The sequence below is a fragment of the Methylomonas sp. HYX-M1 genome (assembly GCF_040741385.1).
Lineage (GTDB): Bacteria > Pseudomonadota > Gammaproteobacteria > Methylococcales > Methylomonadaceae > Methylomonas > Methylomonas rhizoryzae.
This window is the reverse complement of the sequence record NZ_CP160405.1, coordinates 1,053,325-1,067,805: the sequence shown is the minus strand read 5'-3', so window position 1 is coordinate 1,067,805 and position 14,481 is coordinate 1,053,325. Positions and strand designations below refer to the sequence as shown.

The window sequence follows — 14,481 nt, the reverse complement described above, 5'->3', positions numbered from 1 at the left end:
GCGTTGCCATGGTTCCAGGGTATTCGATCGCCATTCTTGATCCAAAAATCTCAGGCTGCACCCCGACGAATCTGTTTACCGGTGGAGCGGATGAGCCCTTACATTCCGGAGCCGGTTTAATGAAGACCACTAACCCCCATCCCTGGCTTGCAGCTTTCATCGGGCTATTACTCGTCTCTTTGTACGCCTTGATGGTGCATCTGTTCCAACTGTTCGGTTTGCCCTCTGGCACCGGTTTTTACAGCCTGCCTATGATCGCCTTTCGGGCCGAATTGACCGAAATAGTCATCTGTTGTATCGGAGTGTTACTCGGCGCTCTGCTAATAGGGCAACGTTGGTTAGCCGGTTTTTGGGTGTTCAGTTGGAACACGTTGGCATTGCCCTGGATCACCATGGCTTTGCTTGAGAACGTAGCTGTGGCAGCGGACTTTGCCGTGTTGTTTTTCCTGCCGATTTGGTTATCGGTTTACTTGTTTATTTTTCAACTGCTAGGCATAGCCTTAAACGGTGCATGGCATATTCTCCGTTCCGAACGTTTCAACCCAACAAAGCGGGCGGATTGGATGATCCGCTAAAAAAAGGAATTGACGCAACCGTCTTAGCTTATTCCGGGCCTCGTCTCATCGATAGCCACCGCAGTACCGGTAAGCCGCCGCCAAAACGCCAGCCCGCCCTGCTTGCAGTCGTCCAAATAGGTGTAAGCCACCGGAATGACCAACAAACTGAGCAAGGTTGAGGTCACCAATCCGCCGATAACGGCGATAGCCATAGGGCTGCGGAAGGACGGATCGGCGTCGCCGGCGCCCATCGCGATAGGCAGCATGCCGGCTCCCATGGCGATGGTCGTCATCACGATGGGCCTAGCCCTTTTATGGCAAGCGTCCAGCAAAGCCTCGACCCGGCTTAAACCGTGGTCGCGGCGGGCGACGATGGCGTATTCCACCAGCAAGATGGAATTTTTGGTGGCAATCCCCATCAGCATGACCAAGCCGATCAGAGACGGCATGGAAAACGCCTTGCCGGTCAATAGCAAGGCCACAAAGCCGCCGCCGAACGCCAATGGCAGCGCCGCCAATATCGTGATGGGTTGCAAAAAATCCTTGAACAGCAAGATCAGCACCACCAGTATGCACAACACCCCGGTCAGCATGGCCAAGCCGAAACTGCCGAACAATTCCTCCATCATTTCGGCGTCGCCGATGTTGATTTGTTTCACGCCGGCCGGCAGGTTGTTGATGCTGGGCAGATTTTGCACCGCGGCGGTGACGTCGCCCAAGGGCAGGCCGGACAATTCGATTTCGAAATTGACGTTGCGCGAGCGGTCGTAGCGGTCTATCACCGCCGGGCCGCTGGACAACTCCAGCTTGGCCACTTGGCCTACCAACACCGTAGCGCTGCCGGCTTTGCTGGACGGCACCGCCAGCCGTTCCAGCACCGCCAAATCGCGACGGCCTTCCGGCGCCAATTTGACCACCATCGGCACTTGCCGTTGCGCCAAATTCAGTTTGGACAGCGACCAATCGTAATCGCCGACCGTGGCAATCCGCAGGGTTTCGGCCAAGGCCGTCGTCGTCACGCCTAAATCGGCCGCGCGGGCGAAATCCGGACGCACGGCAATCTCAGGCCGTATCAAAGCCGCGCTGGAAGCAATGCTGCCTAAGCCGGGTATGGTCCGTAAATCCTGTTCCACGGCACGGGCGGCACGACTCAACGCTTGCGGATCGTCGCCGCTCAACACCAAGACGTATTTTTCGCCGGAAGCACCCAAACCGATTTTGATGCGGACGCCGGGTAATTGCTGCAGCGCTTGCCGGATTTGCAACTCGATTGCCTGCTTGCGCAGCGGCCGGGCGTTGCGCCCGGCCAAGGTGATGGTCAAGGTGGCTTTTCTGACCTCGCCGCTGCCTTGCGAGCCGGCCATCGGATCGGTACCGGCAGAACCGGCACCTATGGTGGTATAGACGCGTTGCACATAGGGAATTGGCGCAAGTAGCCGCCGAGCGGTTTCCGCGGCCTGTTCGGTCTGATGCAACGTCGCGCCCGGCGGCAATTCCACGAACACTTGGGTTTGCGGATTGTCGTCGGCCGGCAGAAATCCGGTCGGCAACAGCGGAATTAACAGCAGCGAGGCGACGAAAAACAGCGCCGCACCGGTGATAGTCGTCAACCGGTGCGTTAAACACCAGGCTGCGGCCCGCATGTAATGCCGCATCACGGGCCCTTCGCTTCCGCCGGCTTCGGGATGGGCTTTTAACAGATAGGCCGCCATCATCGGCGTCAACATGCGCGCCACGACTAAAGACGCCATCACCGCTAGCGCCGCCGTCCAACCGAATTGTTTGAAAAACCGCCCGGCTACCCCGCTCATGAACGCCGTAGGCAAAAACACCGCCACTAACGCAAAGGTCGTGGCCACCACCGCCAGACCGATCTCGTCGGCCGCTTCCATGGCCGCCTGGTACGGGGATTTTCCCATCCGCAGGTGGCGGACGATGTTTTCCACCTCCACAATCGCATCGTCGACCAATATGCCTATCACCAAGGACAGCGCCAACAAAGTGATCACATTCAACGAAAAGCCTAAATAGTCCATACCGGCGAATGCCGGCAGAACCGACAACGGCAAGGCTACCGCCGAAATAAAGGTTGCCCGCCAATCGCGCAGAAACAGCCACACGACCAGTACGGCCAGCGCACTGCCCTCGTACAGCATAGACATCGAGCCTTCGAATTCTTCCTCCACCGGCGCGACGAAATTGAATGCCTCAGTGAATTCTATGTCGGGATTGGCCGCGGCCAATTCCGCCAAGACGCGTTTGACCCCGCTGCCGACTTCCACCTCGCCGGCGCCCCGACTGCGGGTTACTTCGAAACCGACTACCGGTTTGCCGTCCAAAAACGCAGCGGCGCGCGGTTCGGCCACCGAATCGTCGATTTGCGCGACTTGATCCAGGCGGATGTGCCGACCGTCCGGCAAGGTCAATTGCAGCGGCCGCAGTTCGTCTACCGAGGCCACGTTCGCCAGGGTACGCACCGGTTGCTCGCCGCTACCCAAATCGGTACGGCCGCCGGCGCTTTCGCGTTGCATGTCGCGCAATTGCCGGGAAATGTCGGCCGCCGTAGCGCCCAAGGCTTGCAGCTTGACAGGATCCAACCCAATAGTCACTTCCCGGCTGGCGCCGCCTACCCGGGTGACCGCGCCGACGCCGTTGACAGCCAACAGTCGTTTGGAAACGGTGTCGTCGACGAACCACGACAAGGCCTCGTCGTCGCGTTGTTTGGAACGGACGGTAAACGCAAAAATCGGCGAGCCGGCCAAGTCCAATTTATTGACCACCGGATCGCGCAAATCGCCGGGTAAATCGGTACGGACTTTGGTAACGGCGGAGCGCACGTCGTCCACCGCCTCCTGCACCGGTTTCTCCAAGCGAAATTGCACGGTAATCGTGACACTACCGTCTTGGACTTTGCTGGTAATGTGCTTCAAGCCCTGTAACGTAGCCAGCGCATTTTCGATTTTTCGCGTCACTTCGGTTTCCATTTGCGCCGGCGACGCACCGGGCAAAGTCGCAGTCACGGTGACCGTCGGCAGTTCCAGGTCCGGAAAATTTTGCACCTTCATGGCCTTGAAACTGTGCATGCCGGCAAAGCTCAGCAGCACGAACAACATCATGGCCGGAATCGGATTGCGGATGCACCACGCGGATACGTTCACGGCATGACCACCCTGACGTTATCGCCGTCGGCTAAAAATGACGCGCCCGACGCGACCAGCCTATCGTCGGCTTGCAAACCGGCCAGAATTTCCAAATGGTTGCCGTCCCGGCGGCCGATTTGGACTTTGACTTGCTCGACTTGGGCCTGGTCTTGGCTGTGCGCGTGGACCCGAAACACGTAAGAAAAGCCTTCCCGTAACGATAAGGCGTCTTGCGGCACGGTCAAGGCGGCGCTATCCCCCAATGCGAATTCGCCGCGGGCAAACATGCCGGCCCGCAAACCTTTGGCCGCGGCATCGGGCAAATCCACGTAAACCAAGCCGTTTCGGCTTTGTTCGTCCAAGGTCGGTGCTAAAAATCGTAGCGTCCCGGTCACGCTGCCGACGTTGGGGACCTCGACCGTAACGCCGACGCCCGGCCGCAACCGGGTCATTTCGGCGGCGGTGACTTCGCCGCGCCATTCCAGCCGATTGCCCCGAATCAAACGAAACAATTCCTGACCATTGGTAGCTACCGCACCCAAGGTCGCGGAGCGCGAAGAGATGACACCGTCGTCGCTGGCCAGCACCTTGGTGTGCTTTAAGCGCAACTGCTGAATCTGCAACTGGGCGTGAGCCGATTGCAGTTTGGCCGCCGCGGTTTTGGCCGCAGTAGTATATTGATCGACTTGCTGCGCACTAAAAGCCCCTGACAGCGAGGCTTTTCTGGCACGTTCCGCATTGACCTGCGCTTCGGCCAGATTCGCTTCGGCCTCGGCTACCAAAGCCCGGGCTTGCGCCAGGTCGGCCAACACGCTTTCTTCCGCAAAATCGGCCAGTACCTGCCCTTTCTTCACGAATTCGCCAACTTGCACCTTGACCGCCGCCAGACGCAAATCGCCGATTTCCGCGCCGATCACGGCTTCCTGCCAGGCGGCGATAGAACCGTTAGCCGTCAGGCGATTAGGCATCTGCCGCATTTGCGGTTGGACGATAGTCACGCTCAGCGCGGGATTCGCCACGTTTGCCGGCTCTGATTGCACCGGTTGCTTTTGGTTGTTGCCGACCGCTAAACCGATGCCTAACAGCATCAATACTAGGGTCAACGATATAACGATTTTGCTGATGGTCATAAATCCTCCAGTGAAGCTGACCTTTATCCGCGAACTTGGTTCGCTGGCGATTCGACGAATTTCATGGCACCCCGTCGTACCGACATCCGGGCGCGCCGCTAATGGAAATAAGCTGGATTACTCCAGGGATTGCCTGCGCCGGGCCGCTTCGCCTTCTATCATCGACAGGGCGAAGCCGCTCAATCTGTCGGCCAAGGTGTCGATAGCCTCGGGCGTATCCACTAACGGCAAATCTATTGCGGTCAGGATGTCTTGACCGACGTAAAAATGCACTACCATGCCGACAATGGCGAATGCCAAGCGGTGCAGGTCGGTATCGGCTTGCTCTAACTGCAAATGCTTTTGCAGCAGCGATACCAGCGCGTCGTGCTGCGGTTTTAACTCCGCATCGATTTCCTGCTGCCAAGCACCGGTCGGCTCGACCATTTCCCGGAAATGCAGCTTCATGACCAGCTTCAGTTCTTCGCCTTTTTTGAAGGGTTCCAGAAATTCGGTAAAGAAGCGGCGCAACAACTCCGGCAACGGCATATCGGCATAAGCACGGACATCGCCCCCGCAGCGGGTCTCGCCCATAGGTTCGGTGAACGCCGCCCGATATAGGCCGGCTTTATCGCCGAAGTAATAGCGAATCGCCGATATATTGACGTTGGCCGCTTCGCAAATCAGCCGGGTGGAGGCGCCTTCATAGCCTTTTTCGGCAAACAATTTGAGCGCCGCGCTCACTAACCGGCTACGCGCGTCGCCCCCCTCCTTATTGTCCGTCTTGTCATTGCCCATGTACTTTCGCCGCGTCCGGTATTCAATCAATCGATCGATTGAAACCATATCAATCAATCGATTGATTGTCAACACGCGAGCGGCGGCATCCTCGGCGTGACTGATAAGCGACGGGACTCATCCACGACGGGTCGCGCGGAACTTGCTAGAACCGAAACCGGAAACGCTAACTCTGGCGTTTTTGGCTTTCCAGCGCGGCTAAAGCGCGAAAGCGCTGCAATATGGGCGTCAGCACCTCGGCATCGCCGTCTCGTTGCGAAACCATATAGGCCGGCAAGCGGAAACCGGCGCCGTCCTGTAGCAAAAACAATTTGCCGGCCGCCAACCACGGCTCGGCCAAGCGAATCGGCAAAAAGCAGGATCCGCCGTTGCACAACACCAATTGCACCGCCAACCAACCGATATTCACCCATTGTCCCGGACGCTCCGGATTCGGGTAACTATTGCTGTGCTGAGCATAAAAACCCGGCCCCCAATCCACATAGATGTAATCGTCGTTCGGCCACGGCCGATAGGGATCGCTGCCGACCAGCACCAAAATCTCGTCGAACAAATGCTCGATGATCAAGGCCGGGTTGTGCTGCGGGGTGTACATCAAGCCGATGTCGATACTGCCCTCGACCAAACCGCGCATCAAATCCTCCTCGAAACCGATCTCGCTACGCAACGATATGTTCGGCATCGTCCTGCGAATTTCGCCTATCCATCGCGGCAGCAAGCCTTCCCACAAGGCAATCCGGGCGCCTATGCTCACGCTGGCTCTATATCGGCTAGGCAATCCGATGTCGTGCCTGGCTTGCTCCAAAGTCAACAACAAGGTTTTGGCGTGCCGCAAAAAGCGCTTGCCGGCCAGGGTCAAACCGGCGCCGGCCCGGTTACGCACGAACAGTTGCACCCCCAGATAAGCTTCCAGACGCTGGATGCGGGTACTGACCGTGGATTGAGTGACGTATAAACGATTGGCCGCTTCCAGAAAGCTGCCGTTGGCGGCGACGCTTAAAAACGTTTTGATTTGGTCAATGTCCATGGATTTAGTATCGACATTATCGATACGAAAGTCTAATAAATATCGTTTTACTTATACAAAGGCTCTACCTATAGTGAATCGCCATCAAATTCCCGAACCAGCTGCGGAGAGCCGATATGCCGATCACCCACCGTTTAACGCCAGCCGACGCGGTTAGATCCGGAATCGGCCAACTATTCGCAGCGGCAACCCGATCCGCCCGGTATGTGCTTTTGGCTTGTTTATTGACCGGTTGCCGGACACCGGCTGTCCGCCTGCCGGAAGCGGAACTCAGCAAACTGCAATCCGTGCTGATTGTGGCGCTGGAAACGCCGCCGCTGGACATCGAGCCCGACCCCATCGAAGACCGGATACCGGCTTATGCGCACTACCGCAACATGGCCATGCCGCTAGACCCGGAGCGGCACCTGTACCGCAATGCCGGCGGCATCGTTATTGCCGGAGCCATCGCCCCGAACGAACTCGATACCTTCACGCTAGTAACGGCAGGGGAGCAAGCGAGTGGACCGGCCCCCATCTGGACGCCGACCGTCGTTTTGGCCGAAATCGCTCGCGCCAATTTATCGGACCATTGGCTACACAGCCGCGTCCATCGCGATATTCGCCCGCTGCCGATCGTCAAGTCGGAACGGAACGCACAACTGCAGCACTGGCGCCGCGCAGTGGAAAATTGGTACGCGCAGGCGGACGCCGACAGCCGTTACAGCGAGCTGCACGGTTACGACGCCGTTGTGGAAATCGGAGTAAACCGTTATCGAATTTTTGCCGGTCAAGTATCGTTGCAGGTGATGCTGAAACTGATCAACCCGAAAACCGGCCGGGTCCTGGCACGCACCGCGGCCGATTCTTATTGTGTCGACGATGCGGCGCTGCATTCGCTGCAAACCGACGGCGCAGCCTTCAAAAAGCTTATCTCCGAACTGGGCGAGCGTTTGCTGGCTCGCGCATTCGACGACTTAGGCTGGCATGTTGTGCCGGCTACCCCACCGCTAGCCCTGAAATGAGCGGGGTTTATTTCAAGCGCCTACGCGGCTGGCGCTTTTTACTCTTCAACCTGTGCTTAGGCGGCGGCCATGCGTTGGTCGTATTCAACGCCGGCGCCTATATCGCCATGCTGCCCAGGGTTGCCGGCGGCTTGGGCATTCCGCTCAGTTTCGCGGCCTGGACCCAGACCGATTACATGATAGGCCTGGCGTTGGGTTATCCGGTCGGCGGTTGGCTTTCCCGACGCATCGGCGAATACCGACCTTTCATCGCCTCGTGCCTGGTTTTTGCACTGAGCTCGGCTTGCTGCGCCTACGCTACCTCGCTGCTGCCTTATCTAAGTGCGCGTATTCTTTTAGGTTTTTCCGGCGGCGTGAGCCTGCCTATCGGCCAATCGCTGCTGCTCAAAGAATACCCGGAACGGCAAAAATCTCTGGGTATCGGGGTTTGGAATCTGCTCACCCTCACACCGTTTACCCTGGGCCCGCCTTTAGGCGGCTGGATAGCGGATAGCGTGGGCTGGCGCTGGCTGTTCCGGCTCAACATCGCGCTGGCGCTGAGCATTGCCGCCTGCATCGGCGCTTTGCTGTACGCTCGCGGCAGCCGTGCGATACGCCGCCGCTTCGATAGCGTCGGCTTTGCCCTCGCGGCCTGCACCCTGCTCGGTCTGCAAACCTTATTGAACCAAGGCAACGATAGTGACTGGGGCAACTCGCCCTACCTTTCGGCAGTAGCCGGGTTCTCCGTCGCCAGTTTGGTTTTCTGGATCTGGTGGGAAGCGCGGGTCAAACATCCCTATATCGACATTCGCCTATTCGAACGACGCAATGTCGCGATAGGCGTTGTCGCCTTGTGCTGTGGGTTCCTGATGTTTCAAGGCTTGCTATCGATGTTGATCGTGCAACTGCAAGTCACGCTGGGTTATTCGTCGTTGCTGGCCGGCCTGGTATTTTTACCGATGGCCATATTCGCCAAGCCGACCGCCGGCATAATGCACGAAATCGTCAATCGCACCGACGCCCGCTTACTGGCCAGCATCAACCTTACCGCTTTCTCCGCCGTGTATTTTTGGCTCGGCCGATTCGACGATCCGGCCGCTTTCGACCGGCTGTTTTGGGCGAAATTGTGGGAGGGCATTTGCCTGGGCAGTTTTTTCGTGCCCCTGACGCGATTGATGTTGCACGATTTACCGGCGGAACGGCACTGGCAGGCCTTGGAATTGGCGAACTTTTTGCGCATAGCGGCCGGTGGATTCGGCATCTCCTTGCAAGCCATCGTGCTGTATCGCCGGACCCCGCTGCACCTGCACAGATTCGCCGAAAACCACTCCGACTTTACCGCATTGCAACGCTTAGTCGACGCCGGTTACAGCGACGCGGCGGCCTTCGCCAAGTTTGCCAAACTGGTCACGCAAGCCCAACAAATTCGCAGCATCAGCGACGCCTACTGGCTGGCCGGCTGCGCTTTCCTGACGCTGGCAGCCTTGGTTTGGTTTGCCCATCCGCCGCGCAAGCCCAACGAAGCCGGCGCACAACCGGCATTGTCGCAATTAGCGGCTGAAGTCGTCGCGGAGGAAATCTGATGCCGCCGCTTACCCGGCTGCCGAGCCGTGTCTGGGCCGCAATCTGGTTGTCCTGCCTGTGTTGCGCCTGCGCCCGGCTCGGCAGTAACGGCGACACGCCTGCCCGCATGAAAGGCATGCCCGCCATTCGACAAACCCTTGACCTAGCCGGCACCGAAGCCACCGCCAAGCGGGCGTGGCCGGAACAAAACTGGTGGCGGCAGTTCAACGATCCGGTACTGGACCGGCTGATCGCCACCGCCTTAAGCGATAACCCGAACATCCATATCGCCGCTGCTCGGCTGACACAAGCGCAAGCCCTGGTGGACGCACGCGGCGCCGAGTTATATCCGACGCTGGAGTCCAGTCTCGGTTTCAGCGCGCAACGCTTCTCCGCCAACAGCGTTCAGGCCAAGCTGGCCGGCGAGCATTTTCGACAACTGCTGATCAATCCCTTGGTGTTGCGCTACCACCTGGATTTTTGGGGCCACGACCGCGCCGCGCTGCAAAGCGCGTTCGACCGGTCGTTGGCCGGCGCGGCGGAACTGGCAGACGCGCGCCTGCTGCTTACCGCCGAACTGACCGCTTGCTATTTCGACTTACAAACCAGCCTAGCGCAAACACAGCTGGCGGAACGGATTGCGGCGGACCGGCAAGGCTTGCTGGCTTTGCAGCAGGCAAAGCGCAGGGCCGGACTTAGCGGCGACGCCCCGACGCTGCAAGCCGAAATCGCGCTGAGTGAGGCCGCGCAAGAACTGGCCCGCTTGCACGGCACGACCGAAACGCAACGCAACCGTTTGGCCGTGCTGGCCGGGCGAGGCGCCGATTGGGGGCAGGCGCTGACCATTAGGCCTAACACGGCAGCTGCACTTTTACATCTACCGACCGATTTGCCTTTACGCTTGTTGTCGAAGCGCCCCGACCTGAGCGCCGCCAGACTGCAAGCGGAGGCCGCCGCCGAGGACGTCATGGTCGCCGAAACCGCTTTTTACCCGGACGTCAACCTTTACGCGTTCAGCGGTTTACATAGCGTCAGCCTGACGGACCTTGTATTGCAAGGCGCCAGCTTGGCCTACGCGGTCGGGCCGGCCATAGAATTGCCGATTTTCGAAGGCGGCCTGCTGCGAGCCAAACTAACTGACCGTCGAGCCGCCTACGACGCCGCAGTCGAACGCTACAACGCGGCGCTATTGCACGCGGTGCAAGAAGTCGCCGACAGCTTGAGTCGCTGGCGAGAATTCGCCGCCCGCCGCAACGAACAACGTGCCAAGTTGGAAGCCGCCGCAGCCGGAAGCCGGCTGGCCGCACGTTTGCTCCAGTCCGGACTGGCCGACCGGCTTCAGGTTTTACAAGCCCGCATTGCCGAAAATCAAGAGCACTTGGTGCTGCTTGGTCTCGAAGTCGCACAAAGAAAGGTGTCGGTCGGCTTGATCAAAGCCTTGGGCGGCGGCTACGACGCCGATTCCGTCAAGGTAAGCGATGCGCCGAACCTGGCCGAAAGCAACGGCACACCGCATTTGCCGTAACGATCTCAATCACCAGGCCTAAGCCATGCATAAAAAAATCCGTCCGCGCGAAAGCCTGCGTCAACGCCAGCGCCGTCTAGTTTCCCTGGCAGCCACACTGACTGTCGTCGCAATCACTGCATTATTATTTTGGTGGTTGGATCAGCGCGATTGGGTCGGCACCGACGACGCTTTCGTTGCCGGACATTTGATTACGGTAAAAAATCAAAGCGAAGGTACGGTCGTCGAAGTCCTGGCGGAAAACACCTCAAAGGTTCACAAAGGCGATATTTTGGTCAGATTGGACGGCGCCCAGGCGCTGATCGCTTTGCAACAGGCCCAAGCCGAACTGGCGGAAGCGGTACGCAACGTCATGGCCCTAAAAGCTCAACTCGCAGCCTTAACGCATCGTGCCGACGCCAAACAAGCGGCTCTGCAACGGGTACGACACGACTTGGCGCGCTTGTCGATCGCGGTCGCGGACGGTGCCGCCGCCGAGCAGGACGTGCAAAATGCTGAAGATAACATTGAGGAATTGATCGCCGGCCTGCGTGAAACCGAGGCGGAACGGCAAGGCTTGCTCGCCCAATTAGGCCGGTCCGAGCCCGGCGAACATCCGGCGGTCGAACGCGCCAAAAGCCGGCTGCGACGCGCTTTCCTGGACTATAGCCGGCAAAACGTGATTGCTCCGGTATCCGGTTACGTTGCCAAGCGCAAAGTGCACGTGGGCGACCGTTTAAATCCGGGCACGCCGTTGCTGGTCATTGTCCCGTTGGATCAGGTATGGGTGGAGGCCAATTTTCTGGAAACCCAAGCCGCACCGATACGCGTCGGTCAACCGGCCGAGATTCGCATCGACGCCCAGCAAGCCCAGAGGGTATACCGTGGCCGGGTACAAGGCATCAATCCGGCCACCGGCAGTACGTTCGCGCTATTGCCGGCCGATAACGCCACCGGCAATTTCATCCATGTGGCGGAGCGCCTGCAAGTGCGAATTGCCTTGAATGCCGACGACTTGCGCGCCCAACCTTTGCAACCGGGGCTGTCGACTGTAACCCGGGTTTACGTCGGCTCCGACTCGATAACACCGGTTGAAAACGCGATAGATTTGAATCACGAAGCCTACCGCACCGATGTTTTCGAGCGGGAACTGGAGGCTGCGGAACAATTGATTCGACAAGTTATTGCGGAAAATGCCGGTTGATCTTAATCACGCCCGGCTTGAGTAAATGGATTTACACGTTGTAGGGGCTGGCAATCCAATCGCGCAGCACCGCTTCGTCGCGTTGCGGCAAATAAGCAAAATCCCCGGAAATGTCGGCGAACACGGCTTCCGCGCTATGGGTGGATACCAATTTGCCTTTCAGCATGTAAAAGTACCAGGCAAAAGGATAACCGGCTTGCCGGTCGAAACGATTCAGTAAATTACTCAAGGCACTGCCTTTTTTGCCGGCAAAGTCTTCCAAATGCGGCAAATGGCCTTGGTGCACGTTGATTAATTCGACGTTGACGATTTGCTCGCCGAAACGGCCGGTATGGCTATAAGGACGAATGATCCAATCGTCGGACATCCTATGCTTTTGCCCGGCACTGCTGCGGTTCCAATCGTCCATGAAGCGCTGTACCGGATGCTCGCCGCTGTGGCGTTCGTTGACGACTTCCATGAATAAACGCACGTCGGTTTTGCGCCGGTAAGCGTACCGGGATTGCCCGAAGCAAAAGCTGTCTATGCAAAAAGGGTGTAACGGGTCGATAAACTCTTCCAAATCTTCCGGCGGGCGGGTTTCGTTCGCCAACATCCGATCCGATACCTCGTGAGTTTTATCGACTTCGATCAAGGTGAAATCTTCGGCCTGCTCGCCGGTTTGCACGACGAAATACAGGGTATGGCCGGTCTGCTTGGTGGCAATCAAGCGTTGCTCCAGCGTGTAGTCGATCAAGGTCTGTAGGTTTTGCCCGCATTCGATGTAGGTTCGTTCCACCCACTCGGTCAAATCGTTGGCAATCCGGCTGCCGTCAGAGCCTACCACGCCACCCAAGCGGTACCACTCTTCGCCCACCTGTGCCAGATGAACCGGAAATTCGGGATACAGGCTCTGCAATTTTTGCGTCAGTAATTCGTCCGTTTGGCCTGGGATACACTTTTTGCAACATTCGGCAATTTCGGGTCCGGTTACGGTCAAGCGGGCGTCAGTCATGTTTCGAATCGGTATCGCTAGTTAGATGGAGACGATGGAGCACTAATTCTCGTACGTCCGGCTCGGGGTCGTTACGCAAGGGCGGCAGATTTTCCGGGCTAACTTTAGTCGCCGCCGTATACCGCACCACCCAATCGCTGTCGTTCAACAGCGCCACGGCCTCGTCGGCCGGCAAGCGCTCCGCAACGATGCGCCTCACTTCCGGCGAAGGATCGGCCATCATCAGGCCCAAACTGACTTCCGGAAGCCGCTCGGCTACCCGTTTGCGCACTTGGGTGTCCCTGTCTTTAATGAAACGAAACAAGCGGCCGGGCGGCAAGCGTTTAACCACGGTCAAGCGTACCAGATAATCCCTGTCATCCGCTAGTTGCTCTAAGTGTTCCAAGTCTATGCGTTCGGCTACGGTCATGCGCACGTCGCGGTCGGAATCGCTTATCCAAGCCTGTAATTGGTGGGAAGGCAATCGAAAAGCGACGACGCGACGCACGACTTCGTCGCTGTCTTCGATCAAGGCGTGCAAGGCTTTTTGCGGTGCATAGCGGGCGGCAACCGCGCGTCGTTCCCAATAGGGATCGCGCAGATAGTGTTCCGCGTAGACCGGGTTGACCCTAAAAAATCGGTCGATTTGCTTGCCGCTTTCCACGCGCACGCAGGTGTGGCCGGGCATGCAGCGACCCATCAACAAGGTTTTGTTTCTAAATGGGCATAAACTGCAATCGCCGAACGGAACCTGGATATGATTTGCCGGTTCTGCCATGCGCCTGCTTACTCGTCTATCACTTCTGCGATGACGATCCCCGAGGCATATTCGTGAACGCTAGTGAAACGCAAGCAGTGTTCGCGGCCGTCGACCAAGTAAAGGTTGAAGGTTCCGCATTCCAGCACAGGCTCGTGATTGGAAATGTCGTCGTCAAGGCAATAAGTGAAATGTAGGCCGGGATATTCCGCGCGCAACGAAGCTATCGTCGTCTCACTCAACACCCGACCTTTTACCGCCGTCGCTATCTCTTGTACTTGCTCGGGACTGATCATGTGGTTTTCCTAGATTCGTCGCTAATTTGGAAAAAAATAGAAGGTGTGTCCGCGAACCGGACCGATTTTAAGCTACTAAGGGCAAGATACAGTTATCTATGGGGCAAACTCTGACGCATTGCGGCTCATCGAAATCGCCTTCGCATTCGGTGCAGGTTTTTTTACTGATTTCGAACACCACTGCGCCTTCTTTAATCGAATCGGTAGGGCATACCGGTGCGCAATCACCGCAAGAAATGCATTCGTCTGCAACGATGTAAAGCGCCATGATTAGGCCTCCGCAACTTTTTTCGCCTGCAAAGTGATAGGAATCTTAGGCGGCGCATCCAGGACTTCAAAGAAATATTTGGAACCATCCCCTAAAATCACTTCGCCGCCCCATTTGTCCGGGCTGTCGAATTCTAACGATTCTATGGTCTCTTCCAAATCTTTTTTAGCAACGTAAAACAGTAGCTTGCCGTCTTCACGCTTTCTCAGCATCACGCTAGGCATAGATTTCTCCGATTGAGATAAGATTGTCCGGGCTATGTTAACACCCGACTTGAAACGATGGGAGGGTGGACTCGGGAG

At 57.7% G+C, this 14,481-nt stretch carries 14 protein-coding genes; 5 read left to right on the top strand and 9 right to left on the bottom strand.

All coding sequences use genetic code 11. From position 1 onward, the window contains the following. The first annotated feature begins 119 nt into the window (after positions 1-119). Positions 120-575 (top strand): hypothetical protein, encoded by a 456-nt coding sequence (locus AB0A83_RS04995; RefSeq protein WP_367155561.1) that lies wholly within the window; start codon positions 120-122, stop codon positions 573-575. Between the two features lie 23 nt (positions 576-598). On the opposite strand, the gene AB0A83_RS04990 is transcribed toward AB0A83_RS04995, so the two are convergent. From AB0A83_RS04990 to AB0A83_RS04975, 4 genes are all read right to left on the bottom strand, one after another. Further along, positions 599-3,715 carry an efflux RND transporter permease subunit gene (locus AB0A83_RS04990; protein WP_367155560.1) on the bottom strand — a complete coding sequence of 1,039 codons (3,117 nt, stop codon included), beginning with the start codon at positions 3,713-3,715 and terminating at the stop codon, positions 599-601. Next, entirely contained in the window at positions 3,712-4,827 is a 1,116-nt protein-coding gene (locus AB0A83_RS04985) for an efflux RND transporter periplasmic adaptor subunit (RefSeq protein WP_150047226.1), read from the bottom strand. The genes AB0A83_RS04990 and AB0A83_RS04985 overlap by 4 nt, the downstream gene beginning before the upstream one ends. A 117-nt stretch (positions 4,828-4,944) precedes the next feature. Continuing rightward, positions 4,945-5,604, bottom strand: coding sequence for a CerR family C-terminal domain-containing protein (locus AB0A83_RS04980; RefSeq protein WP_150047225.1), 660 nt, complete (start codon positions 5,602-5,604; stop codon positions 4,945-4,947). 166 nt (positions 5,605-5,770) lie between these two features. Beyond that, positions 5,771-6,631 (bottom strand): LysR family transcriptional regulator, encoded by an 861-nt coding sequence (locus tag AB0A83_RS04975; protein WP_150047224.1) that lies wholly within the window; start codon positions 6,629-6,631, stop codon positions 5,771-5,773. Between the two features lie 116 nt (positions 6,632-6,747). On the opposite strand from AB0A83_RS04975, the gene AB0A83_RS04970 reads away from it, so the two are divergent. From AB0A83_RS04970 to AB0A83_RS04955, 4 genes are read left to right on the top strand one after another with little or no spacing between them, the layout of a single operon-like run. After that, a complete protein-coding gene (locus tag AB0A83_RS04970) occupies positions 6,748-7,635 on the top strand; it encodes a hypothetical protein (RefSeq protein ID WP_367155558.1) in 888 nt (295 codons plus the stop codon). After that, positions 7,632-9,197 (top strand): DHA2 family efflux MFS transporter permease subunit, encoded by a 1,566-nt coding sequence (locus AB0A83_RS04965; protein ID WP_367155557.1) that lies wholly within the window; start codon positions 7,632-7,634, stop codon positions 9,195-9,197. Before AB0A83_RS04970 ends, AB0A83_RS04965 begins: the two co-directional genes overlap by 4 nt. Further along, a complete protein-coding gene (locus AB0A83_RS04960; RefSeq protein WP_367155556.1) occupies positions 9,197-10,702 on the top strand; it encodes an efflux transporter outer membrane subunit in 1,506 nt (501 codons plus the stop codon). Before AB0A83_RS04965 ends, AB0A83_RS04960 begins: the two co-directional genes overlap by 1 nt. A gap of 25 nt (positions 10,703-10,727) precedes the next feature. After that, positions 10,728-11,885, top strand: a complete 1,158-nt coding sequence (locus AB0A83_RS04955) for an efflux RND transporter periplasmic adaptor subunit (RefSeq protein ID WP_367155555.1) — start codon at positions 10,728-10,730, stop codon at positions 11,883-11,885. Between the two features lie 31 nt (positions 11,886-11,916). Here the strand turns inward: AB0A83_RS04955 and AB0A83_RS04950 are convergent, their stop codons facing one another. The 5 genes from AB0A83_RS04950 to nifT all read right to left on the bottom strand — a co-directional run bounded on the left by AB0A83_RS04950 (position 11,917) and on the right by nifT (position 14,403). Next, on the bottom strand, positions 11,917-12,879 hold the full coding sequence (locus tag AB0A83_RS04950; RefSeq protein ID WP_150047219.1) for a hypothetical protein: 963 nt from the start codon (positions 12,877-12,879) through the stop codon (positions 11,917-11,919). Beyond that, positions 12,872-13,636: a 4Fe4S-binding leucine-rich repeat protein gene (locus AB0A83_RS04945; RefSeq protein WP_150047218.1), complete on the bottom strand. Its 765-nt coding sequence runs from the start codon at positions 13,634-13,636 to the stop codon at positions 12,872-12,874. The genes AB0A83_RS04950 and AB0A83_RS04945 overlap by 8 nt, the downstream gene beginning before the upstream one ends. An 8-nt stretch (positions 13,637-13,644) precedes the next feature. Further along, a complete protein-coding gene (locus AB0A83_RS04940; protein ID WP_150047217.1) occupies positions 13,645-13,911 on the bottom strand; it encodes a DUF6129 family protein in 267 nt (88 codons plus the stop codon). Positions 13,912-13,978: 67 nt separating this feature from the next. Then, entirely contained in the window at positions 13,979-14,179 is a 201-nt protein-coding gene (locus AB0A83_RS04935) for a 4Fe-4S binding protein (RefSeq protein ID WP_150047216.1), read from the bottom strand. Between the two features lie 2 nt (positions 14,180-14,181). Beyond that, positions 14,182-14,403 carry a putative nitrogen fixation protein NifT gene (nifT, locus tag AB0A83_RS04930; RefSeq protein ID WP_150047215.1) on the bottom strand — a complete coding sequence of 74 codons (222 nt, stop codon included), beginning with the start codon at positions 14,401-14,403 and terminating at the stop codon, positions 14,182-14,184. Positions 14,404-14,481 lie beyond the last annotated feature (78 nt).

What these genes read in the sequence shown, in the direction of transcription:
- AB0A83_RS04995 (WP_367155561.1), top strand. Translation starts at nt 120, where the DNA reads ATGAAGACCACTAACCCCCATCCCTGGCTTGCAGCTTTCATCGGGCTA.
- AB0A83_RS04985 (WP_150047226.1), bottom strand. Translation starts at nt 4,827, where the DNA reads ATGACCATCAGCAAAATCGTTATATCGTTGACCCTAGTATTGATGCTG.
- AB0A83_RS04980 (WP_150047225.1), bottom strand. Translation starts at nt 5,604, where the DNA reads ATGGGCAATGACAAGACGGACAATAAGGAGGGGGGCGACGCGCGTAGC.
- AB0A83_RS04975 (WP_150047224.1), bottom strand. Translation starts at nt 6,631, where the DNA reads ATGGACATTGACCAAATCAAAACGTTTTTAAGCGTCGCCGCCAACGGC.
- AB0A83_RS04970 (WP_367155558.1), top strand. Translation starts at nt 6,748, where the DNA reads ATGCCGATCACCCACCGTTTAACGCCAGCCGACGCGGTTAGATCCGGA.
- AB0A83_RS04965 (WP_367155557.1), top strand. Translation starts at nt 7,632, where the DNA reads ATGAGCGGGGTTTATTTCAAGCGCCTACGCGGCTGGCGCTTTTTACTC.
- AB0A83_RS04960 (WP_367155556.1), top strand. Translation starts at nt 9,197, where the DNA reads ATGCCGCCGCTTACCCGGCTGCCGAGCCGTGTCTGGGCCGCAATCTGG.
- AB0A83_RS04955 (WP_367155555.1), top strand. Translation starts at nt 10,728, where the DNA reads ATGCATAAAAAAATCCGTCCGCGCGAAAGCCTGCGTCAACGCCAGCGC.
- AB0A83_RS04950 (WP_150047219.1), bottom strand. Translation starts at nt 12,879, where the DNA reads ATGACTGACGCCCGCTTGACCGTAACCGGACCCGAAATTGCCGAATGT.
- AB0A83_RS04945 (WP_150047218.1), bottom strand. Translation starts at nt 13,636, where the DNA reads ATGGCAGAACCGGCAAATCATATCCAGGTTCCGTTCGGCGATTGCAGT.
- AB0A83_RS04940 (WP_150047217.1), bottom strand. Translation starts at nt 13,911, where the DNA reads ATGATCAGTCCCGAGCAAGTACAAGAGATAGCGACGGCGGTAAAAGGT.
- AB0A83_RS04935 (WP_150047216.1), bottom strand. Translation starts at nt 14,179, where the DNA reads ATGGCGCTTTACATCGTTGCAGACGAATGCATTTCTTGCGGTGATTGC.
- nifT (WP_150047215.1), bottom strand. Translation starts at nt 14,403, where the DNA reads ATGCCTAGCGTGATGCTGAGAAAGCGTGAAGACGGCAAGCTACTGTTT.